Genomic DNA, 21108 nt, shown 5'->3' on the forward strand with positions numbered 1-21108 from the left:
TGTGCATGGAAGGGGTGAATGTGGTGAGCCATTCGGCTTCAACCTCTGGAGAGTCCAGGCCGGAGCGCTATGGTTCAAGCAGTCTCACAAACGATTCGATCATGCCCGCAAAAACCGCTCCCTCTCTGAAGCCTGTCGACGAACTGACGCATCGCGAAGCCCGTGCCGAGCACGAGGAGCTTGGGCGCGAGATCGCGGAGCATGACCGGCGCTATTACGAGGAAGACGCGCCCAGTATTTCGGATGCGGAATACGATGCCCTGCGCAAGCGCTACGAGGCATTGGAGGGGCTATTCCCCGAGCTCAAGACCTCTGAAAGCCTGACACAGAAAGTCGGCGCCAAGGTTTCCGAAAAATTCGCCAAGATCCGGCACCGCGTGCCGATGCTCTCGCTGGCTAATGCTTTCGCCGACGAGGAGGTCGAGGAATTCGTCGGGCGCATCCGCCGCTTCCTGCAATGGAAAGCCGACAAGCCGTTGGTCTTCACGGCGGAACCGAAGATCGATGGTCTTTCTTTGAGTATCCGTTACGAGAAGGGGAGACTTGTTACCGCAGCGACACGCGGCGATGGCACGGAAGGCGAGGACGTGACGGCGAATGCCCGCACAGTCGACGACATTCCGCATGTGCTCAAAGGTTCGCACATTCCCGACGTGTTCGAGGTGCGCGGTGAGGTCTATCTCTCGCATAAGGATTTCGCGGCCATCAACGAACGGCAGGAGGCCGCGGGCAAGCCGGTCTTCGCCAATCCGCGCAATGCGGCAGCCGGCAGCCTGCGCCAGCTCGATCCGAAGATCACGGCATCGCGTCCCTTGTGCTTCTATGCTTATGCCTGGGGCGAGGTGAGCGAGATGCCGGCGGATACGCAGCACGGCATGATGGACGCGCTGAGAGGCTTCGGCTTCAAGGTGAATCCGCTCACGCGCCGCTGCTCCAGCGTCGCGGAGATGCTCGAGCATTACCATGCCATCGAGACCGATCGCGCCAATCTCGGTTACGACATCGATGGTGTCGTCTACAAGGTCGATGATCTCAATCTTCAGCAGCGGCTCGGCTTTGTCTCCCGCTCGCCGCGCTGGGCGCTGGCGCACAAGTTCCCCGCGCAGAAGGCGGTGACGGTGCTGGAGGGCATCGAGATCAATGTGGGCCGCACGGGTTCGCTCAATCCGATTGCGCGCTTGCGTCCCGTGACCGTGGGTGGCGTCGTCGTGTCGAATGCGACGCTGCACAACGAGGATTACATCAAAGGCATCGGCGGCAACGGCGAGAAGATCCGTGACGGTGTCGACATCCGCATCGGCGATACGGTCGTCATCAACCGCGCTGGCGACGTGATTCCGAAAGTACTCGACGTGGTGTTGGAGAAGCGCCCTCGCGACGCGAAGCCTTACGAGTTTCCGACCCAGTGCCCCGCCTGTGGCAGCCACGCCGTGCGCGAGGTCAATCCGCGCACCGGCAAGGAAGATGCGGTGCGCCGCTGCACGGGCGGCCTCATCTGCCCGGCCCAGGCGCGCGAACGCCTGAAGCATTTCGTGTCACGCAACGCCTTCGACATCGAAGGCATGGGCGGGCAGCGCATCGACGAGTTTTATGAAGAAGGCTTGGTGCAGCGCCCGCAGGACATCTTCACGCTTGCTGAGCGCAATGCGCGCAGTCTCAAGCGGCTGGAGAACAGGGAAGGGTGGGGCGAGACGAGCGTGCGCAACTTGTTCGCGGCTATCGAAGCTCGTCGCAACATCTCGCTCAACCGCTTCATCTTCGCCCTCGGCATCCCGCATGTGGGCGAGACGTCGGCACGCCTGCTTGCCCGGCACTTCCACACCTTCGAAACTCTTCGTGAGACGGCCAAAGCCGCAGCCGATCCGGCATCGGAGGCGCATGCGGATCTCACCTCCATCGGCGGGATCGGTCCCGTGGTCGCTGAGGCCATCATCGAGTTCTTCAAAGAGGAACACAACCAAGAGATGCTCGATGCCCTGCTGGCGCAGGTGAATGTCGAGCCGATGGAAGCGCCCGCCACAATCAGATCGCCCGTGGCAGGCAAGATTGTGGTCTTCACCGGCTCTCTCGAGCAGATGACCCGCGAGGAAGCCAAGGCCATGGCAGAACGTCTTGGGGCCAAGGTGGCAGGCTCCGTCTCCAAGAAAACGGACATTGTCGTAGCAGGCCCGGGCGCCGGCTCGAAGCTCGCCAAGGCAGCCGAGCTCGGCGTTCAGGTCATGGACGAGGACGGCTGGTTCGCGCTGGTCGGGCGCCAAGGGTCGTGAATTGCACAGGAGCGCCCATGACCGCCTATAAACGTGAGATCCGCGCAGGCTTGCGCGACATTGCGCCTGTCGCTGTCGCCGCCGTTCCCATCGGCCTTCTCTTCGGAGCCGTGGCTGCCGCCAAAGGATTGTCTGCGCTGGAAGTCGTGCTCATGTCCGCCTTCGTCTATGCGGGTGGCGCGCAGTTCGCGGCTATCGAAGCCTGGGCGCATCCCGCACCGATTGCGGCGCTCGCCTTCGCGACACTGCTCATCAATGCGCGTCATGTGCTGATGGGGGCCTCGCTCGGGCCGAAGATGCATCTCAAAGGCATCCAACGATTCATCGCCTTCTTCTTCCTGACGGACGAGGCTTGGGCGCTCTCCGAGAGGCGTGCGCTGGAGCGGCCCGTGACGGGTGCTTATTGGGCCGCCATGGCTCTCGTGCTCTGGGGGAACTGGACCCTTTCGACGACATTGGGAGCCGTGCTCGGTTCCTTCATGGGTGATCCTGCACGCATCGGTGCGGACTTCGCCTTCACTGCTCTCTTCATCGGCCTCGTGGCGGGCTTTGGGCGAAGCCGCGTGACCCTGGTGACGGTTGGCACCAGTGCTGCAGTGGCTGCGCTCGTGCTCCATTTCGTCGGAGCGCCCTGGCATGTCGCCTCGGGAGCGCTTGCCGGTATTGCTGCTGCCTATCTCGCTGCTTCCGAGGAGCCGCGCTCATGAACCTCGACACGACGACTCTTCTCGCCATCATCGCCATGGCGGTAGCGACCTACATCACGCGCATCGCAGGGATCTTCGTGGCGGATCGCCTCGTGCTCACCGGACGCGCCAAGGCGGCGTTCGATGCCATTCCACCCGCCGTGCTCGTCTCGGTGATCGCACCGACGGCGTTGACGACAGGGTGGGCGGAGGCCATTGCCGCCGCCATCACCGCTGTCGTCGCTTTCCGATTGCCGCTGCTCGCGACAATCGCCGTTGGCGTTGTCTCCGTCGTGGTGCTGCGCAGCCTGATCTAGCCGATCGCGCGGGTGGCCTCCTCGAGCCATGCGCGCGTCTCGGCGTCGAGATGCGGTCCGATCTTTTCGCGCACCTGAGCGTGATAGTCGTTGAGCCACGCAATCTCATCTGCCTTCATGATCGCGGGCTCGACAAGGCGCAGATCGATGGGCGTGAAGGTGAGCGTCTCGAAGCCCAGCATCTCGCGATCGCCACCGGGAATGGCGCGCGGCTCCACGAGGATCAGGTTCTCGATGCGGATGCCGTAATCACCCTGCTTGTAGTAGCCAGGCTCGTTGGAAAGCATCATGCCTGCTTCAAGCGGCGTTGTGCCGGTCTTGGCGATGCGCTGCGGGCCTTCATGCACGGAAAGATAGCTGCCGATGCCATGGCCCGTGCCGTGATCGAAATCGAGGCCGGCCTCCCAGAGTGGCTTGCGGGCAAACGCATCGATCTGCGCACCCGTCGTGCCTTTCGGAAACACCGCGCGAGCGATGGCGATATGACCCTGCAGCACGCGCGTGAAGCGACCCTTCATCTCAGGCGTGGGCTCACCCACGATGATCGTGCGCGTAATGTCCGTCGTGCCATCCTCATACTGCGCGCCGGAATCGATGAGGAAAATCTGATTGTTCTCGATCCTCCGGTTGCTCGAAGCCGTGACGCGATAATGCGGCAGGGCGGCATTTGGACCCGCACCCGAAATGCTTGGGAAGGAGATATTCTTCAACACGCCGGTCTCGATGCGGAATGCCTCCAAGGCTTCGACGGCATCGATCTCGGTGAGCTGTCCCTTCGGTGCCTCACGATCAAGCCAAGCGAGGAAACACGCCACCGCGACGCCATCGCGCAGATGGGCTGCATGCGAGCCTGCGATCTCCGCCCTGTTCTTCACCGCCTTCATCAGCGCGATGGGGTCCGCGCCCACATCCACCGTGCCGCCGGCCGTCTCGATACGGCGGATCAGGGCGACGGCACCGGTGGCGGAATCCACACGCACCTTGCCGCCCTTCTGACCCAGCGCATCAAGCGCGCTCTGGAATGAGCTGATGGGGGCAAACTCAGCGAGGTCGCCAACAGTCGCTCCGGCTTCGTTGGTGATCTTGGCCGGATCGAAGAACAGGCTCGCGCGGCCCTCCCGCGGCAGCACCCCATAGCCGAGGGGCAAGGGCGTATAACCCACGTCGCCACCGCGCAGGTTGAAGGCCCAGGCGAGATTGTGCGGGTCAGAGATCACGAGCGCATCAAGCTTGGCCTCCGCCATCTTCTTGCGGATGCGCTCCAGCTTCGACTCGGCGGTCTCACCGGCATGATCGAGCGGATGCGGCCGTATGGGTGCTTGGGGCGGGGCAGGACGGTCGATCCAGATCACATCGACAAGATTGATGTCGACGGGAGCGAGCCTGCCGCCTGCTCTCGCCATGGCCTTCTCCAGGCGGCTCAGGCCGTCACTCGTATGGAGCCAGGGATCATAGGCAAGAATCCCGCCTTCCGGCAGATTCGCGGCAATCCAGTCCTCGACCGACACCTCGGAAAGCTGCACAGGCGTGATGACGGAGGCGTCCACCTGCTCGGCGGCTTGGACCGTATAGCGCCCATCGACCACGAGGGCAGCCTTGTCCTTCAGAATCACGGCAGTGCCGGCGGAACCCGTGAAGCCCGTCAGCCAAGCCAAGCGTTCGGCGCTTTTCGGGACGTATTCACCCTGGTGCTCGTCAGCCCGGGGCACGATGAATCCGTCGAAGCCGCGTCGACTCAACTCGGCCCGCAGCTTGGCGATATGGGTGGGGCCCTGCGAAGGGGAGGTCGTATCGTCAAAGAATTGGAACTGGGCCATCCGAAAAGCACCGGAGCAGAAAATGAGGAAGGCAGCACGCTATGCTGGAGGAAGAAGCCCCGCAACCGCCATGCTGTCCTGAAGCGTGCATATGCAACGGACAATCTGCCCGTCCACTATGCACCGGCTGCCTGGACGTTAACATTTTCTGATTGTGCGCTGCAAAAGACGCATGGCTCGCATGCAATCGATCCGCCTACAACTAAAGTCGTGCATGGCTTATGTATAGCGTAACAAGAACAGAGGAACGCTGAACTGAAGGGTCTCAACACCAACCCGTTGGAGATGAGCCCATGAACACAGCCGTTTTGTCGTCCGTCTATGCCGGTCAGGTCCAAACCCCGTCCACGTTTTCACTGATCGTCAGGGCCATGATGAGCGCTCTTGCCGAGAGCCGTGCACGGAGCGCTGCGCGTGAGCTGCGCCGCCACGAAGCTCTTATGGCCGATCTCGGCCGCAAGCAGGATCATTCCTCGGATTTCTTGATCCAAAGCAATGATCTGCCGTTCAAGATCTGAGACAAGAATTACGTACGAAAGAGAAGAGAAAAGCCATGTTGATCGTCGTTGCCATGAAAGTCATCCGCGAGGTTGTCGCCGACACCTTCAAGCTCCGCCGCGAGCTGATGAAGCGTTATCCCGGCCTGATTACCGAGTAAGTCCCTAATCAATTATCGGCGGGGTTGCGGACGCGCGCTGCCCCGCTTCAACACCAGAGCGGCCCAGCCTTCAAGATCGTACCGGCGCTGGAGATACCAGCCCTGATGCGCGTAGGAAGACAGCACTCCCGGAACGTCATTGGCCAGAAGCCCTGAGAGAATGAGCGTTCCATCATTGCTGGCTACCCGTGCCAGCGAGGGCGCCAACATTCGCAGAGGCTTTGCGAGAATGTTGGCGAAGACGAGATCGAAATGGCCCGGCCGGTTGGCTTCCGCATTGCGCGTGCCGGGGCCGACATAGAGCTTCATCCACGGCCCGATGCCGTTGAGACGCGCATTCTCCTTCGCCACCCGCACCGCTTCCGGATCGATATCGCCCGCTATCACAGGCCGCTTCAGGATCTTGGCTGCGGCAAAGGCCAAAATGCCCGTGCCGGTGCCCACGTCGAGCACATGGCGGGGCGTGCGGATCTTCAACTCATCCACGAAGGCCTTGAGGCATCCCAGCGTCGTGCCGTGATGGCCCGTGCCGAAGGCCAAGCCTGCCTCGATCTCGATGGCGAGGTCGTTGCTGCGGCGCTGATCTCGATCATGGGATCCGTGAACCAGAATGCGGCCAGCCCGCACTGGTTTGAGGCCTTCGAGGGAAGTTTTTACCCAATCCTTCTGCTCCAGGGGCAGGAACACGCCCTTGTCGGCTTCCTCGCCCACGATGGGACGCACGAGGTCGCGGATGGCGGCCTCGTTCGGCTCATGGGCGAAATAGGCCTCGAGCAGCCAGGGGCCGTCCTCCACCGTCTCGAAGGCGGCAACAGCCGTCTCGGCAGGATCGAAGATTTCTCCGATCAGATCGGTCATGGCGCGCGCAGAGCGCTCGTCCGTAGTGATGCGGAAGACGTGGCTGGGGCGATTGGGATGCAGACCTTCAAGCATGGACGTTGCTCTAGCATCCTGCGTGCTATGCCTCAAGCGATCACGACTGAGGTCTTCTGCCGGAACCCTCAAGAGCAGTGCCCGTTTTGCAAGCGCTAAGCCTGTTTCCCATGACGCTTGAAGCGGTGCCGTGTGCCCGCAGGAGATTCCCATGTCCGGACGTCTTTTCGATAAAGTTGCCATCGTTACCGGTGCAGGCACCGGCATCGGCGAAGCCATCGCCCTGAAATTCGCCCGGGAAGGTGCGCGCCTTCTTCTTGTCGGCCTGCCCGATGATCCCGTCGAGGATGTCGCGCGGCTCATCAACGGGGCAGGGGGCTTCGCCGAAATGTACCTTGGCGATATCGCCGAGGAATATCACGCTCAAGCTGCGGTCGAAGCCTGTGTGAGCGCTTACGGACGCATCGATATCCTCATCAATAATGCAGGCGTGTTCTTGGCTGTCGCAGAAACCCAGAATTATCCCATCGACAAGTTCGACGAGACGCTCCGCTCGAACGTGCGCTCTGTTTTTCTCATGACGAAGTTCGCTCTGCCTCATTTGCAGGAGACCTATGGCAATATCGTCTCCACGGGTTCGGAGGCCGGCATGGTCGGGCATCCGAAAAACGCGATTTATGGCGGTACGAAGGCGTTCATCCACTCCTTCATGCAAGGCATCGCCGCTGAGCAGGCCGCCTACGGCGTGCGCGCGAATTGCGTCTGCCCTGGTCCCATCGATACGGCCTGGACGCATAAGTCAACGGGCCCGATGGATACGGAGCTTGCAACCATGATTACACAAGCCACTCCCATGGGACGTCGCGGCACACCGGAAGAAGTTGCGAACGTATTCTGCTTCCTTGCATCTGACGAAGCGAGCTTCGTCACCGGTGCGCTGTACACGGTGGACGGGGGTATTACGATCGGCAAGGGGCCTGTTGGCATGAAGGCGTCCTCACACTTCAAGAAGCAGCCGAAGGGCACGCTACCCACGCGCCACTCGCATGACGGATTGAAGAACAAGGATTACGAGACGATCACCTGATGGATTCGATGCCGGCTTTATGCCGGCATCAGCTCCTTGGCCTTTTCGAGGATCTTGAGACGCTCAGGCTCGATGGATCTGTAATGGCGCTGAAGATCCGTGATGTAATCGCGCACGATGGGCGCGGCATCGCGCCTGCGGGCAAGTTGCATGTGGAACACGAGCTGGCTGCCCGTGGTGAACATCGTCTCGGCGCTGATCAGATAAAACTCGAACATCCGGCAGAAGCGCTCGTCATACATGGCGGCGATCTTTTCCCGGTTGGCTTCGAAACGCTTGTGCCAATGATTCAAGGTTTTGGCATAGTGGAGGCGCAGGAATTCGAGATCCGTGACCCAGAGGCTATTCTGCTCAGTGACAGGGAAGACTTCCGAAAGGGCAGGAGAGTAGGCTCCTGGGAAGATGTATTTGCGCAGCCACGGGCTTGCGGTGCCGGGCGGGCTCATCTTGCCGATGGAGTGCAGCACCATGAGACCGTCATCGTCGAGCAGCGCGTTGATCTTGGCGAAGAACTCGCCGTAATGATGCACGCCAACATGCTCGAACATGCCCACTGAAACGATGCGGTCGAAGCGCTTGTCGACCTTGCGGTAATCGAGCAGCTCAAAGCGTACGCGGTCTGACAGGCCCGCGCGCCGGGCTTTCTCATTCGAGAGCTCGTATTGCTCCTTGGAGAGCGTCACACCCGTGACGTCGACATCTTCCATGGCGGCGAGATAGAGCGCGAGATCGCCCCAGCCGCTGCCGATGTCCAGGATTTTCAGGCCGGGCTTGAGTTGCAGCTTCGACGCGATAAGACGCAGCTTGTTCTGCTGGGCTTCTTCCAGAGTATCATCATCACTGATGAAATAAGCGCAGGAATACTGCATCCCCTTGTCGAGGAAGAGCTTGTAGAAGTCGTTGCCCAGATCATAGTGATGCGCCACATTCTGTTGCGCCTTGCCAACGGGGTTTGCCTGCTGGAAACGCTTTACAGTTCGTGAGATGCGCTTCAGCACACTCTGCAAGGGGTAATTCGCCAGCGTCGAGCGGTTCTGCGAGAAGAGGTTCAGGAAGTCCCTCAAGGTGGACCCTTCCTCGAAGCTCATGCGCCCATCCATATAGGCCTCGCCTGCATGCAGCTCCGGATTGAGGAAGAGCTTGTGATAGAGCGAGCGATCCGTCAGCCGCATAGTCACGTTCAGGCCGGGCTTCTCCCCGCCGAAGACATGCACCTTGCCCTCGGCGTCGATGACTTTGAGCGTGCCGGTGCGCACGAACGACTTCAGCATGTGCGAGAGAGGAAACATCAGAGACCTCATGGGGAAGCATCAATTGCGTCGGGATGGTTCCACACTTAAGCGAGCTTGGCTAGAGGCTAAGAAAATCAGAACGGATCTAAAGTAGAACTTACTTGGATTCACGGGGAACAACGGCGGTGAGCCCTGGTTGGAAGGCTGACCCTTGCAAGGGCAGAGGGTCAGTTCATTAAACTTAACCAGGAGCTAGCCGATGTTCTTCCGTCAGCGGCAGTTGGCATATCACGCCAAGCCTGAAAGGCCTGATCCGCTCTTTGCCAAGATGTTGCAGGAGCCACTTGGCGGCCAATGGGGTGAGATCAGCGTCATGATGACGTATCTGTTCCAAGGCTGGAACTGCCGCGGTCCGCAGAAGTACAAGGACATGATCATGGATATCGGGACCGAGGAGATCGGCCACGTGGAAATGCTCGCCACCATGATCGCCCGCCTGCTCGAAACCTCGCCGGTCGAGCAGCAGGAAGACATGGCGAAGAACTCCATCGTCGGAGCTGTGATGGGCGGTGCGCGCGTCGAGGATGCCGTTGTCGCCGGCATGAATCCGCAGCATATGATTGTCGCCGGCCTTGGCGCACGCCCGTCGGACAGCATCGGCAATCCCTGGACATCGGCCTACACGATCGCAAGCGGCAATCTGCTTGCCGATTTTCGCTTCAACGTGACGGCGGAGAGTCAGGGCCGATTGCAGGTGAGCAGGCTCTACAACATGACGAGCGATACGGGTGTGCGGGACATGCTCTCGTTCCTTATCGCCCGCGACACCATGCACCAGAACCAATGGCTCGCTGCCATCAGGGAGCTGGAGGAGGACGGGCTGGAGATGACTCCGGTGCCCTCGACCTTCCCGCAGGATCTGGAGAAGAGTGAGGTCGCCTATCAATTCCTCAATCACTCGGAAGGCGTGGAAAGCCAGCAAGGTCGCTGGGCCGACGGTCCCTCGCCGGATGGCAAAGGCCAGTTCACTTACGTGGATCGTCCTCCTGCCTACACGGAGGACGAGGGCCAGCTCAATCCCATCGATCCGCGCGTCTACGGCACGCCGCTCGCGCCGGTTCCGCCCTTGGCTGCAGAATGATCATTCAAAGGATGTCGTGACCATGCTCATGACCAAGGCCATGAGCATGGCGTGCGCAGGTGAGATATTAAGGTAATGTTCCGTTTTTCGACGGCTTAAGGTTGATCCAGAAATCTGATCTTTCTGAAGGCTGTCATTTTCCCCATTACATTACCTTCGGCATCCGTCTGGACGCCTCGACCTAAAGTCACGATGACCCGCTTTCCTATGTAATGAGGAGGCAGTTCAACGTTCTCATTCCACGGCCCGCACGCAGATGCGGTGCACAATCCGGTGTGCTTCTTAGCGGAATTATCAACGATGGTGAGATAACAGTTATCTCCGCACTGAAACTCTTGAATGCGGCCTTCGATCGAGATCTCCTGTGCCGATGCCAATGTCGGATAGCCGAGAGCTGCTGTGCTCAAGAAGCCTATGAGTATCGCCGTCGACAGGTGCAGGAAAGGAGCCATCCAAGATGTCCAGACCGTATGCGAAATGTGCAAGCCAAGCGCCTGCAATCCCAATACCGTTCATTGTCGGATAATATCAGCAGCTTGACAATTGGCCGCTGCCTGCGCCCATCGGTGTTTCCACGTTAACTCAATGCCTCCACGAAGCTGTCGAGCACCATCTTGCGTCCGGCCTTGTCGAACTCGACGGTGAGCTTGTTGCCGTCCACCGCCTCAATGGTCCCGGGGCCGAATTTCGAATGCAGTACGCGCCCGCCGACAGTAAAGCCTGAGCTGCCGGTGGATTTTGCAACCAGCTCGCCTTCGATCATCATCGGACCTCGCCTATCGCCGGAACGACGAGTTGAATAGCCGCTGTCCGTGCTCGCGCGATGCGCCTGTGCACGCTGCCAGCCGGGCGTCTGGTAGGACGAGCCGCTGAAAGGTTGCATGCGATCGAAGCGCGAGCCGCCACCGTATCCGCCGCCATAGGAGAAGTTCGCGGGCGCTTCCACGATCTCGACATCGCTCTCCGGCAAATCGTCGATGAAGCGGCTCGGCACGGTCGAGTTCCACAAGCCGTGGATGCGTCGGTTGGAGGCAAAATAAATCTTCGCACGCCGCTTTGCGCGAGTGAGACCCACATGAGCGAGGCGGCGTTCTTCTTCCAAACCGGCACGACCGCTCTCATCGAGAGCGCGCTGATTGGGGAAAAGGCCTTCCTCCCAGCCCGGGAGGAATACCGTGTCGAACTCCAGGCCCTTCGCGGCGTGAAGCGTCATCAGGCTCACGCGCTCAGAGGTGTCGCTTTCGTTTGCCTCCATCACGAGGGAAACATGTTCCAGGAAGCTCTGCAGATCCGGGAACTCTTCCATGAAGCGCACAAGCTCCTTCAGGTTCTCAAGACGGCCAGCGGCATCGGCGGATTTCTCCTTCTGCCACATGTCCGTGTAGCCGGATTCCTCCAGCACGATCTGTGCCACTTCGGATTGCGACATGGTCTCGGAGAGCTTCGACCAGCGGCCGAAGGAGATGAGAAGGTCGCGCAGTGTCGCGCGCGGCTTCGGCTTCAGCTCATCGGTCTCGACGATGAAGCGCGCGGCTTCCATCATCGGCACGCGCGCGGCGCGGGCATGGTTGTGCAGCACCTGGATCGTCGCATCGCCAAGGCCGCGTTTGGGCACATTGACGATACGCTCGAAAGCGAGATCGTCGGCGGGCTGGTTCACGACGCGTAAATAGGCCAGGGCATCGCGAATTTCCGCGCGCTCGTAGAAACGCGGGCCGCCGATGACGCGATAGGGCACGCCCAATTGCACGAGACGATCTTCGATCTCGCGCATTTGCGCCGAGATGCGCACGAGAATGGCGATTTCCGAGAGTGGATGCTTCTTGGCGTGCAGTGCCTCGATCTCTTCGCCGATGAGACGGGCCTCGTCCTCCGAATCCCAGGCGCCAGTGATCGTCACCTTCTCGCCTGGCTCGTCCTCGGTGCGCAGGGTCTTGCCGAGGCGTCCCTGGTTCTTGGCGATCAGCACGGAGGCTGCAGAGAGGATATGGCCGGTGGAACGATAGTTGCGTTCGAGCCGGATGACGGTTGCGCCCGGAAAATCGTGCTCGAAGCGCAGGATGTTGTCGACCTCCGCACCACGCCAGCCATAGATCGACTGGTCGTCGTCGCCCACGCAGCACAGGTTCTTGCGCTTCTGAGCGAGCAGGCGCAGCCAGAGGTATTGCGCGACGTTGGTGTCCTGATACTCGTCCACCAGCATGTAGCGGAAGCGCTCCTGGTACTGCTCCAGAATATCCGGGTGCTCGCGCCACAGGCGCAGGCATTCGAGCAGCAGGTCGCCGAAATCGACGGCGTTGAGAACCTTCAGGCGCTCCTGATAGGCGCGGTAGAGCCGCCCGCCCTTGCCGTTGGCGAAGGCTCCGGCTTCGCCAGCAGCCACCTGGTCGGGACCAAGGCCACGGTTCTTCCAGGCATCGATCAGGCCAGCGAGCTGGCGGGCGGGCCAGCGCTTTTCGTCGATACCTTCCGCCTCGATCACCTGCTTCATCAGGCGCAGCTGGTCGTCCGTTCCGAGAATGGTGAAGTCCGAGCGCAGGCCCACGAGCTCCGCATGCCGGCGCAGGATCTTGGTGCCGATGGAGTGAAAGGTGCCGAGCCACTGCATGCCCTCGGCCACTTCGCCGATGGCGCGGCCGATGCGCTCGCGCATCTCGCGGGCGGCCTTGTTGGTGAAGGTCACGGCGAGGATCTGCGACGGCCAGGCTTTGCCGGTGGCGATCAGATGGGCGATGCGGGTGGTGAGCACGCGGGTCTTGCCGGTGCCCGCGCCGGCGAGCACGAGGACGGGGCCTTCGGTTGCCTCCACGGCGGCGCGTTGCTCAGGATTCAGGCCATTCAGATAGGCGAACTGGGGCGCAACCGCCGCACGGGCGCGGGCGCTTAAGGAACCGGAGGACGGCTGGTGCGCAAGATCGTTCCGGGACTGGGGGCTGTTATCAGGCTGATTCATCGGCGCGACCATGGATCAAAAGGCGAACGGCGTCGAGCCCGTAAATGCCGCCCACCCCGCGGCGGGGCGGCTGGAGGCTCGTCGACGTTGTCAGAAAAGGCTTTCATCGCCATATGGGGAGAGAAGATTCCAAAAGGAATGTCCCCATGCGTTTCCTCGTCGCGGCATTGATTGGCTTTAGTTTCGCTCTGCCGCTGCCAGCTGAAGCTCAACCGCAGCGCCTTCCGCGCAAGAGCCGGTCCGAGCGTCAGGTGGAGGAGCTCAACCGGAATATGCAGCAGGATCGCCGCATCCAGTCGCTGGAGCAGGATTTTCGGCTCAAGAACGGGCAGATCAGGCAGGACATCGAGCGGCAGAGGCTGTTTCCCAGTCCGCCAATCACGTCTCCCTATCGTTGCACTCCGGGTGCGGTCCGTTGCTAGTGCCGGGTGCCGGAAGCGAGCAGGGCTTCGTGCTTGTCGAGCTTGCCTGGAACGCCGATGATGCGGCCTAAAGCCTGGGGCTTAGCCAATCCGGCATGAGACGCCTTCATGACCGCGAGATTGGCAGCGATATCCTCGGGAAAAGGTGAGACCTTACGGGTTTCCATGTCCACGTGGAGGGACAAGCCTTCCAGGGTGGCGGCTATCCAACCCTCCGCCGCATGGCGGATTTCCATATAGTAGTGCACGCGCTTCTCGTCGTAATCAACGAGCTGAAGCGTCACGCGTACTTGGTTGTGCACCTTCAGTTCACGTTTGTAGAGAGTGTGGATCTCGGCAACGAAGAAGGAGGCCCTGCGCTCTTCCACATATTCCTGGTCAAGGCCGAGAAGGCTAAAGCCCTCATCGAGGGCGCGGTCGAACAGCACATGGTAATAGGCCATGTTCATGTGGCCATTGTAGTCGATCCAGGCTGGCTCGACCCGCATCGTGGACGACACGAAGGGGGCGAAGAAGAACGCTGGAGTCTTCTTCTCCATGGTCAGTTCATTCCCCCGATGCCGGTCACGAGCATCTCTCTCCATGAGCTATGGCTAAGAATGTTAGCACATATCCGCCAGCCATGCATGGGCTAATTGGCCCATTTGCTGCCTAGCGTCTTGCGTTCAGGAAGGTTTTGGTAGGTATGGATAAAGAGTCCCCGTAATCGGAATGCAAACTCAAGATGAACGCCATTCTTTCGCCCAGCCGCCCTAAGCCTTCTGACGCCGCCATTTCCGACCTGACGGCCGAACTCTCCAGCCGCTTCGGCGAAAGGGTGGTCACCTCCGCCGCCGTACGCGAGCAGCACGGTCATACGCTGACTTGGGTGAAGAACCAGCCGCCGGATATCGTGGTCTATGCCCGTACGACGGAGGAGGTCGCCGAAATCATCAAGCTCTGTGCGGCGAAGGGCGTGCCGATCATTCCCTTCGGCACGGGCACCTCGCTCGAGGGCCACATCAATGCGCCCGACGGCGGCGTCTGCATCGATTTGAGTCTTATGAAGCGCATCATCGCCGTCCATGAGGAGGATCTGGACTGCGTGGTCGAGGCGGGCGTGACCCGCAAGGAACTGAACGAACACCTGCGCGACAAAGGCCTGTTCTTCCCCATCGATCCAGGGGCGGATGCCTCCATTGGTGGCATGGTCTCCACGCGAGCCTCCGGGACCAATGCCGTCCGGTACGGCACGATGAAGGACGTGGTGCTCTCGCTGACCGTCGTGCTGCCGAACGGCGAGATCGTGAAGACCGCAAGCCGCGCGAAGAAGAGCTCGGCAGGCTACGATCTCACTCGGCTGATGATCGGCTCCGAGGGTACGCTCGGTGTCATCACCGAGATCACCCTGAAGCTGCAGGGCATTCCGGAGGCGATCTCGGCCGGCATCTGTCCCTTCCCGACGGTCAAGGCTGCTTGCGATGCGGTGATCATGACGATCCAGTCTGGGATCCCGGTGGCACGCATCGAGCTGCTCGACGAGGTGCAGGTGAGGGCGGTGAACCTTCATTCGAAGCTCTCCCTGCCGGAGAGCCCCTTGCTCCTGCTTGAATTCCACGGCACCGACGCCGGCGTGCAGGAACAGGCCGAGCGCTTCGGTGAGATCGCGGCGGAGTTCACTGACCAGCCCTTCGAATGGGCCACGAAGCCTGAAGAGCGCTCGCGCCTCTGGCAGGCACGGCATGACGCCTATTGGGCAGCCCGAGGCCTGCGCCCCGGCGCGCAATCGGTAGCGACCGACGTCTGCGTGCCGATCTCACGCCTTGCCGAATGCGTCGACGAGACGAAGAAGGATATCCTGGAAAGTGGCATGATCGCCCCCATCGTGGGCCATGTAGGTGACGGCAACTTCCATGTTCAACCGCTTGTGAACACAGATGACCCTGCGGAAGTCGCCGCCTGCGAGGCGTTCGTGGATCGCCTCGTGAAGCGGGCCGTTGCCATGGAGGGCACCTGCACCGGTGAGCACGGCGTTGGACAGAAAAAGATGAAATATCTGGAGATCGAGCATGGAGAAGCTGCGCTTGACCTCATGCGCGTCTTGAAACGGGCGATAGACCCGCACAACATCATGAACCCGGGTAAGATCGTTGCACTTTGATGGTGGAAGGAGCGCCCGGGGCGCTCCCGATCCCAGGATCCGTGGGCTAAGAGATAGGGTGAAACGGAGACAATACACCTCTTGCGCGATATCCTGACGATCATCGCAGGCATTGTGATCCTGATCCTGGCGATTGCCGTTGCGGCGCCCCCTCTCATGACCTGGGAGGATTACCGCGACACGATCGACGGGATGATTTCGCGTGCCTCGGGAACAGAGGCGCGCACGCAGGGCAGCATCGGCATTCGTCTGCTGCCCGAACCGAGGATCGTTCTCGACCGGCTGCGGCTTGGCGGCAAGACGCCGGATTCACCCACGCTGACGGCCGATAATGTTCTGGCCGAGATCGCCCTCACGCCTCTCCTGCGGGGTGAGGTCCGCTTTACGGCAACTCAGATCGGCCGGGCCGATATCCAGGTTCCGGTTTCAGGAAAAGGTGACTGGCGCCTGCCGCCTGATCTCGTTTCAGGCAGCGGGCGCAGCCGCGAATGGGCCATTGACAGCCTTAATATCGGCCAGCTTCTGGTCACGACGCAGAGGACGGCCACGGGCCACACGAACCAGGCCTTTGCAGAGAATGTCCAGATCGAGGGGCAGAAGCTGATCGGTCCGTGGCGGGTCGAGGGCACCACGGCGGGTGTGCCGTTCCGGCTCGTGACCGGCGAGCTGGGCGAGGACAAGACCGTCCAGGTCAAGCTCTCGGGTGGGGGAGACATCTATCCACGCTTCGATATCGATTCTCGCCTCGCCTTGGACGATGCGGCGGTCGGGACCACAATTCCGAATATTTCAGGCAAGGCGAAGGTCCTGTTCGGCCCTCCGGCTCAGGTCGCAGCAGCAGGCATCCCCATTCCGATCACTGTCGAAACCGACTTCAAGACGGCCGATGGCGCCGTTGCGCTGAGTTCAGTGGCGTTGGAAGCAGGCGAGGGTGGCGCGAGCCTGCGCATGACCGGCGAGGGCAGCATCGGCATCACCGATCCGCGCATCGCATTGAAGCTCGAAGGGCGACGGCTCGATGCGGACAGTTTCATTCTGTCCTCGAACGGTCGGGATTTCGCCTCGCGCCTCAAGGAGTGGTCGCTTCCACCGATCTCCGTTCCCATCGATCTCGATCTCAAGATCGACAGCATCGGATTGGGACAGGAGGACCTCTCCAATGCCAATCTCCGCCTGTCCCTCGAGCGGGGCAAGGCGAGGCTCGATCGGATCGAGTTCAATGCTCCGGGCGAGACGCGGGTGGCGCTCGAGGGACAGCTCGGTCTGACGACACAGGGCGGCATCGAAGGCAAGGTGGCACTGGCTTCCAACGCATCGGATCGGTTGGCGCGTTATCTCGACCGCATCAAGATCCGCTCGCCTTTTCTCGACATTCTCGATGGACGACCTGTCGAAGCCTCGTCGGATATCGTCTTCAACAATCCGGTTCTTTCGCTCAACCGCATGCGCGTGAAAATCGGCGATGCGGTGACCACTGGTAATCTGCGTTATACCGCGCCCGAAGCCGATGAGCGCGGTAAGCTGGAGGCCCAGGTCGCAGTTCAGAACCTGAACCTCGATCAGCTGCCGCAGCTCTCCAGCGTGTTCGAGGCGACGCAGAATGTCGATGTCGGCTTCATCCTCGAGGCGCGCGGCGTCAGCGCAGGCAAGAGCTCGGCGACTGGCCGCATCACGGCACGCATTCTCTCCGATGGTCCGGCGTTGCTCGTCGAGAACCTCGATATCGTGGATCTCGCCGGCGCCAATGCCCGGGTGAGCGGACGCATCGCGCCTGATGGCTCCGGCAGCATCACCGGCAAAGTGACGGCACAGCGCGCTGCTCCTCTCGTCGATCTCCTCGGCAGCGTGTGGGTCGGCGGAGTTTCCAAGCTCGTGCCGCACTTCCTACGTGAGGGTGCACTCAATGTGCAGGTGGGAACCGAGCGCGTCGCTCCGCCTCCTGGCTCCACTGAGTTGCGTCTGCGCACGATGATGAAGGGAACGGCGGCAGGCGGCACGATCGAGGGCAGTGTCGATTCTGTCGACGGTCGGACCGAAAATCTCAACCTTACTCTCGCAACGGAGAATACAGGCCGCTGGGTGAACCGCAGCAACATGACGGGTCTCAATCGTCCGTCCCGGATCGATCTTCGCGGCACGCGTGTCGGCTCCGGCCAGTTCAACGTCACTTTCGCCGGTGAGGTGGCAGGGGCGCAGATTGCAACTCTGCGGCCTTTCTCTCTGAGCGAGAATGATGACGTGGTGGATAGCGGCGAAGCGGAGTTCGTGACTGCCGATGTCACCCCCTTTCTGCTGTTGCTGGGTGATGGCGCTGGCGTGAACCCGCCGGTCCCCGTCAAGGCCCGTGTCACGCTGGGGCGCGAGCGCGATGCAAGCCGCCTCGATGTGACGGGGCAGGTCGCCAGCAACAATGTCCAGGCGAGCCTCAATGTCCGCTCCCGTTCGGAGGTCGGCGGTGAGGTCTCTCTCGACAGACTGTCGCTGCCGTGGCTCACGGCGGCGCTGGCGCTCAATGTGCCAGGTGATCCCAATGCCACCGCGATCTGGTCCAACGCCAGATTCGGTCAGAGCGGACGCCTCGTAAGCGGTGGGCAGGTAACGTTCCGGGTTGGCAACCTCGATCTCGGGCGTGGCATCCAGGGCACGCGTGCGAGCTTCACGGTCGAGGCCCAGGCCGACGGCATCTCGATTCGCAATCTCGACACCAGCATTGGCACCGGTCGTCTCACGGGGTCCAGCACCCTTACACGTCAGGGCGCCACGGCGACGGTCGTCGGCGAAGGTGCGCTCGATAGCGTGCCGCTTTGGGCCCTTGGTGGTTCATCGCAGATCGAGGCGATCCTGTCCGGCAATCTCAGATTCGGCACGGCGGGAGAAAGCACGTCCGGGCTCGTGTCGGCTCTCGGCGGTGCAGGTGATTGGACGATCACCAAGCTGCGTGTACCGAATGCCGATCCCGCCGTGTTCGACCGTGCGCTCAAGCGCGCCCTGGCCGAGAACGAACCCCTTGTCGAGGGGAAGGCTGAAGCCATCATCAATGCTGAACTGGGTCGTGCTGCGCTCACCACGCAAACGGTCAAGACATCGGCAGCGCTTGTAGGCGGATCGCTGCGCCTCTCGCCTTTCGTGATCGAAGGCGGGCCGTCGACTTGGCAAGGTGGAGTGACGTTCGATCTCAATACGTTGGAGCTCGATGCGCGGGGCTCGCTCGTGTCCAGGACGTCTCCTGCCGGATGGACCGGCGCTCCGCCGTCCATTGGGTTGAACTGGCATGGCCCGATTGCCGCTCCCGTGCGCGAGGTGGATGCGGGGCCATTCCGCAACGGGCTCGCCGCCATCGTGCTCAAGCGTGAGCTCGAAAAGATCGAAGCCTTCGAGCGCGCTGCCGCCGAGCGTCAGCGCCAGATCCAGGCACAGCAGGAAGCAGAGCGTCAACGCGCGCGAGCCGCCGCCGAGGAAACGGCGCGCCAGCTGCGGGCCCAGGCTGAGGCCGAGCGGGCCCGTCGTGAGGCAGAGCGGTTGCAATCCGAGCAGCAGCGACAGCCGGATGAAGAAGCGACGCCCTCGCAGACATCGGTGCCGCCGCTGAATCCGCCGGTGGAGCTCAATGCTCCGCCACCGATCTACGGCAGTCCTGAACGATAAGTTTTTCAGCTTTTGGTAAGGAGCACTTTTTCTGCGGCTCTCATCCGCGATTGCGCAGATCCATCAGCACGAAGACACGAATGGCAGAGGAGAGATTTTGCTCTCCGCGTTCGGCGTCGATGCGTCCGATAAGGGACTGGATGGAAAGTTTCTCGCGCTCGGCGATCTCGCGCAGAATCTGCCAGAACGGCTCTTCGAGAGAAATGCTGGTCCGGTGACCGGCAATGGAGACGGAGCGCTTGACGATGCCGGAGCCCATTTAAGGCTTCTCGTTGTCGTCGCGCCTGTGGGAGTCGAGGCGGCGATGCGCCAGATCCCGCTCGGCCAGGGTCCGATCCTTCTCCGTTTTGGTGCGGCCGAAGGTGATGCGGTTCTGCTCGGCGCGGGCTTCTTTCTCGGCCCGCGCCTTTTGCTTGCGTGCCTGGCGCAGATTGATGATCTCAGCCATGGCGCTTGTTTTGTTATTCGCCCGGCTGAAGCATCGTCTCGGGACGAACGACGGCGTCGAAGTCCTCAGACGAAACACCGGCCTTGAGGGCCTCTTCCTTCAGCGTCGTGCCGTTCTTGTGCGCGGACTTCGCAATTGCTGCGGCCTTGTCGTAGCCGATCTTTGGAGCGAGCGCCGTCACGAGCATGAGCGAACGCTCCATCAGCTCCTTCAGGCGATCCTTGTTCGGCTCGATGCCGACGACGCAGTTGTCGGTGAAGCTGATCGCGCCGTCCGCGAGCAGGCGGATCGACTGCAGCACGGCATTCACGATCACCGGCTTGAACACATTGAGCTCGAAATGGCCCTGGCTGCCGGCGAAGGTCACCGTGGTCTGGTTGCCCGCCACCTGGCAGCACAGCATCGTCATGGCTTCGGCCTGAGTCGGATTCACCTTGCCGGGCATGATCGACGAGCCGGGCTCGTTCTCAGGCAGCGAGATCTCGCCGATGCCCGAGCGCGGGCCGGAGCCCATGAGGCGGATGTCATTGGCGATCTTGAAGAGGCCAGCGGCGAGGCTGGCGAGCGCGCCGTGCGTGTAGACCAGAGCATCGTTGGAGGCGAGCGCCTCGAACTTGTTGTGCGCCGAGGTGAAGGGGAGTGCGGTCAGCTCCACCACCTTCGAAGCGAAACGGTCCGCGAATTCCGGATGGGCGTTGAGGCCCGTGCCGACGGCGGTGCCGCCCTGAGCCAATGCATAGATGCCGGGCAGCGTCTGCTCGATTCGGGCGATGCCGAGGCGGACCTGAGTGGCGTAGCCGGAGAATTCCTGGCCGAGCGTGACCGGGGTCGCATCCTGCAGGTGCGTGCGGCCGATCTTCACGAGGTCCTTGAAGGCCTCGGCCTTGTCCTCAAGAGCCTTCAGCAGGTGCTTGAGGGCGGGAAGCAGGCGGTCGTTGATCTCGCGTGCCACGGCAATGTGCATGGCGGTGGGAAACGAGTCGTTGGACGACTGACCCATATTCACGTGATCGTTCGGGTGAATCGGCTTCTTGCTGCCGCGCTCGCCGCCGAGGCGCTCGATAGCGAGGTTCGAGAGCACCTCGTTCATGTTCATGTTGGACTGGGTGCCCGAGCCCGTCTGATAGACCACGAGGGGGAACTCGCCGTCATACTTGCCCTGCACCACGTCGGCGGCAGCCGAGGCGATGGCGTCGGCGAGGCGGGGATCCAGCTTGCCGAGATCCTTGTTCACAAGGGCGGCGGCCTGCTTCACGATGGCCAGCGCATGAACGAGGGGGAGCGGTATCCGATCAGTGCCAATGCGGAAGTTCTGGAGGGAACGCTGCGTCTGAGCGCCCCAGAGCTTGTCGGCAGGAACTTCGATGGGGCCGAAGGTATCTGTTTCGGTGCGGGTTGAGGGCGACATCCTGACCTCTTTCG

General features: G+C 61.5%; 18 protein-coding genes. 9 read left to right on the top strand and 9 right to left on the bottom strand.

Annotation, left to right across the window (positions count from 1 at the left end):
- Positions 1 to 101: 101 nt before the first annotated feature.
- The 3 genes from ligA to ACUXUR_RS13900 are packed head-to-tail and all read left to right on the top strand — an operon-like array spanning position 102 to position 3270.
- Complete coding sequence (gene ligA / locus ACUXUR_RS13890; protein WP_445502957.1) at positions 102 to 2267, top strand: NAD-dependent DNA ligase LigA; 2166 nt, start codon at positions 102 to 104, stop codon at positions 2265 to 2267.
- A 17-nt stretch (positions 2268 to 2284) separates the two neighbouring features.
- Positions 2285 to 2974: an AzlC family ABC transporter permease gene (locus tag ACUXUR_RS13895; protein ID WP_445502958.1), complete on the top strand. Its 690-nt coding sequence runs from the start codon at positions 2285 to 2287 to the stop codon at positions 2972 to 2974.
- The gene (locus ACUXUR_RS13900) at positions 2971 to 3270 is read left to right on the top strand and encodes an AzlD family protein (protein WP_445502959.1); all 300 of its coding nucleotides are present in this window, start codon (positions 2971 to 2973) and stop codon (positions 3268 to 3270) included. The genes ACUXUR_RS13895 and ACUXUR_RS13900 overlap by 4 nt, the downstream gene beginning before the upstream one ends.
- Here the strand turns inward: ACUXUR_RS13900 and ACUXUR_RS13905 are convergent.
- Entirely contained in the window at positions 3267 to 5087 is a 1821-nt protein-coding gene (locus ACUXUR_RS13905; protein WP_445502960.1) for an aminopeptidase P family protein, read from the bottom strand. The two genes, ACUXUR_RS13900 and ACUXUR_RS13905, sit on opposite strands and share 4 nt — an antisense overlap.
- Before the next feature lie 293 nt (positions 5088 to 5380).
- Here ACUXUR_RS13905 and ACUXUR_RS13910 point away from each other — a divergent pair, with 293 nt between their 5' ends.
- The gene (locus ACUXUR_RS13910) at positions 5381 to 5605 is read left to right on the top strand and encodes a hypothetical protein (RefSeq protein ID WP_445502961.1); all 225 of its coding nucleotides are present in this window, start codon (positions 5381 to 5383) and stop codon (positions 5603 to 5605) included.
- 152 nt (positions 5606 to 5757) lie between these two features.
- Here the strand turns inward: ACUXUR_RS13910 and ACUXUR_RS13915 are convergent, their stop codons facing one another.
- Positions 5758 to 6678, bottom strand: coding sequence for a 50S ribosomal protein L11 methyltransferase (locus tag ACUXUR_RS13915; RefSeq protein ID WP_445502962.1), 921 nt, complete (start codon positions 6676 to 6678; stop codon positions 5758 to 5760).
- Between the two features lie 151 nt (positions 6679 to 6829).
- Between ACUXUR_RS13915 and ACUXUR_RS13920 the strand changes: the two genes are divergently transcribed.
- Positions 6830 to 7705, top strand: coding sequence for an SDR family NAD(P)-dependent oxidoreductase (locus tag ACUXUR_RS13920; protein WP_445502963.1), 876 nt, complete (start codon positions 6830 to 6832; stop codon positions 7703 to 7705).
- A 17-nt stretch (positions 7706 to 7722) separates the two neighbouring features.
- Here the strand turns inward: ACUXUR_RS13920 and ACUXUR_RS13925 are convergent, their stop codons facing one another.
- Entirely contained in the window at positions 7723 to 8994 is a 1272-nt protein-coding gene (locus tag ACUXUR_RS13925; protein WP_445502964.1) for a class I SAM-dependent methyltransferase, read from the bottom strand.
- A gap of 202 nt (positions 8995 to 9196) precedes the next feature.
- Here ACUXUR_RS13925 and ACUXUR_RS13930 point away from each other — a divergent pair, with 202 nt between their 5' ends.
- A complete protein-coding gene (locus ACUXUR_RS13930) occupies positions 9197 to 10078 on the top strand; it encodes a manganese catalase (RefSeq protein WP_445502965.1) in 882 nt (293 codons plus the stop codon).
- 95 nt (positions 10079 to 10173) lie between these two features.
- On the opposite strand, the gene ACUXUR_RS13935 is transcribed toward ACUXUR_RS13930, so the two are convergent.
- Positions 10174 to 10530 (bottom strand): hypothetical protein, encoded by a 357-nt coding sequence (locus ACUXUR_RS13935; protein WP_445502966.1) that lies wholly within the window; start codon positions 10528 to 10530, stop codon positions 10174 to 10176.
- Between the two features lie 125 nt (positions 10531 to 10655).
- The gene (locus tag ACUXUR_RS13940) at positions 10656 to 13031 is read right to left on the bottom strand and encodes an ATP-dependent helicase (protein ID WP_445502967.1); all 2376 of its coding nucleotides are present in this window, start codon (positions 13029 to 13031) and stop codon (positions 10656 to 10658) included.
- A gap of 146 nt (positions 13032 to 13177) precedes the next feature.
- Between ACUXUR_RS13940 and ACUXUR_RS13945 the strand changes: the two genes are divergently transcribed.
- The gene (locus ACUXUR_RS13945) at positions 13178 to 13453 is read left to right on the top strand and encodes a serine hydrolase family protein (RefSeq protein ID WP_445502968.1); all 276 of its coding nucleotides are present in this window, start codon (positions 13178 to 13180) and stop codon (positions 13451 to 13453) included.
- Here ACUXUR_RS13945 and ACUXUR_RS13950 read toward each other — a convergent pair.
- The gene (locus ACUXUR_RS13950) at positions 13450 to 13992 is read right to left on the bottom strand and encodes a thioesterase family protein (protein ID WP_445502969.1); all 543 of its coding nucleotides are present in this window, start codon (positions 13990 to 13992) and stop codon (positions 13450 to 13452) included. The genes ACUXUR_RS13945 and ACUXUR_RS13950 overlap by 4 nt on opposite strands.
- Before the next feature lie 185 nt (positions 13993 to 14177).
- On the opposite strand from ACUXUR_RS13950, the gene ACUXUR_RS13955 reads away from it, so the two are divergent.
- Complete coding sequence (locus tag ACUXUR_RS13955; protein ID WP_445502970.1) at positions 14178 to 15593, top strand: FAD-binding oxidoreductase; 1416 nt, start codon at positions 14178 to 14180, stop codon at positions 15591 to 15593.
- An 81-nt stretch (positions 15594 to 15674) separates the two neighbouring features.
- Entirely contained in the window at positions 15675 to 19238 is a 3564-nt protein-coding gene (locus ACUXUR_RS13960; RefSeq protein ID WP_445502971.1) for an AsmA family protein, read from the top strand.
- Between the two features lie 40 nt (positions 19239 to 19278).
- Here the strand turns inward: ACUXUR_RS13960 and ACUXUR_RS13965 are convergent, their stop codons facing one another.
- From ACUXUR_RS13965 to fumC, 3 genes are read right to left on the bottom strand one after another with little or no spacing between them, the layout of a single operon-like run.
- Positions 19279 to 19497 carry a ribbon-helix-helix domain-containing protein gene (locus ACUXUR_RS13965; RefSeq protein ID WP_445502972.1) on the bottom strand — a complete coding sequence of 73 codons (219 nt, stop codon included), beginning with the start codon at positions 19495 to 19497 and terminating at the stop codon, positions 19279 to 19281.
- Positions 19498 to 19686, bottom strand: coding sequence for a DUF4169 family protein (locus ACUXUR_RS13970; RefSeq protein WP_445502973.1), 189 nt, complete (start codon positions 19684 to 19686; stop codon positions 19498 to 19500).
- 13 nt (positions 19687 to 19699) lie between these two features.
- On the bottom strand, positions 19700 to 21094 hold the full coding sequence (gene fumC / locus ACUXUR_RS13975; protein ID WP_445502974.1) for a class II fumarate hydratase: 1395 nt from the start codon (positions 21092 to 21094) through the stop codon (positions 19700 to 19702).
- Between the last annotated feature and the right edge of the window lie 14 nt (positions 21095 to 21108).

The organism is Microvirga medicaginis, assembly GCF_052658925.1.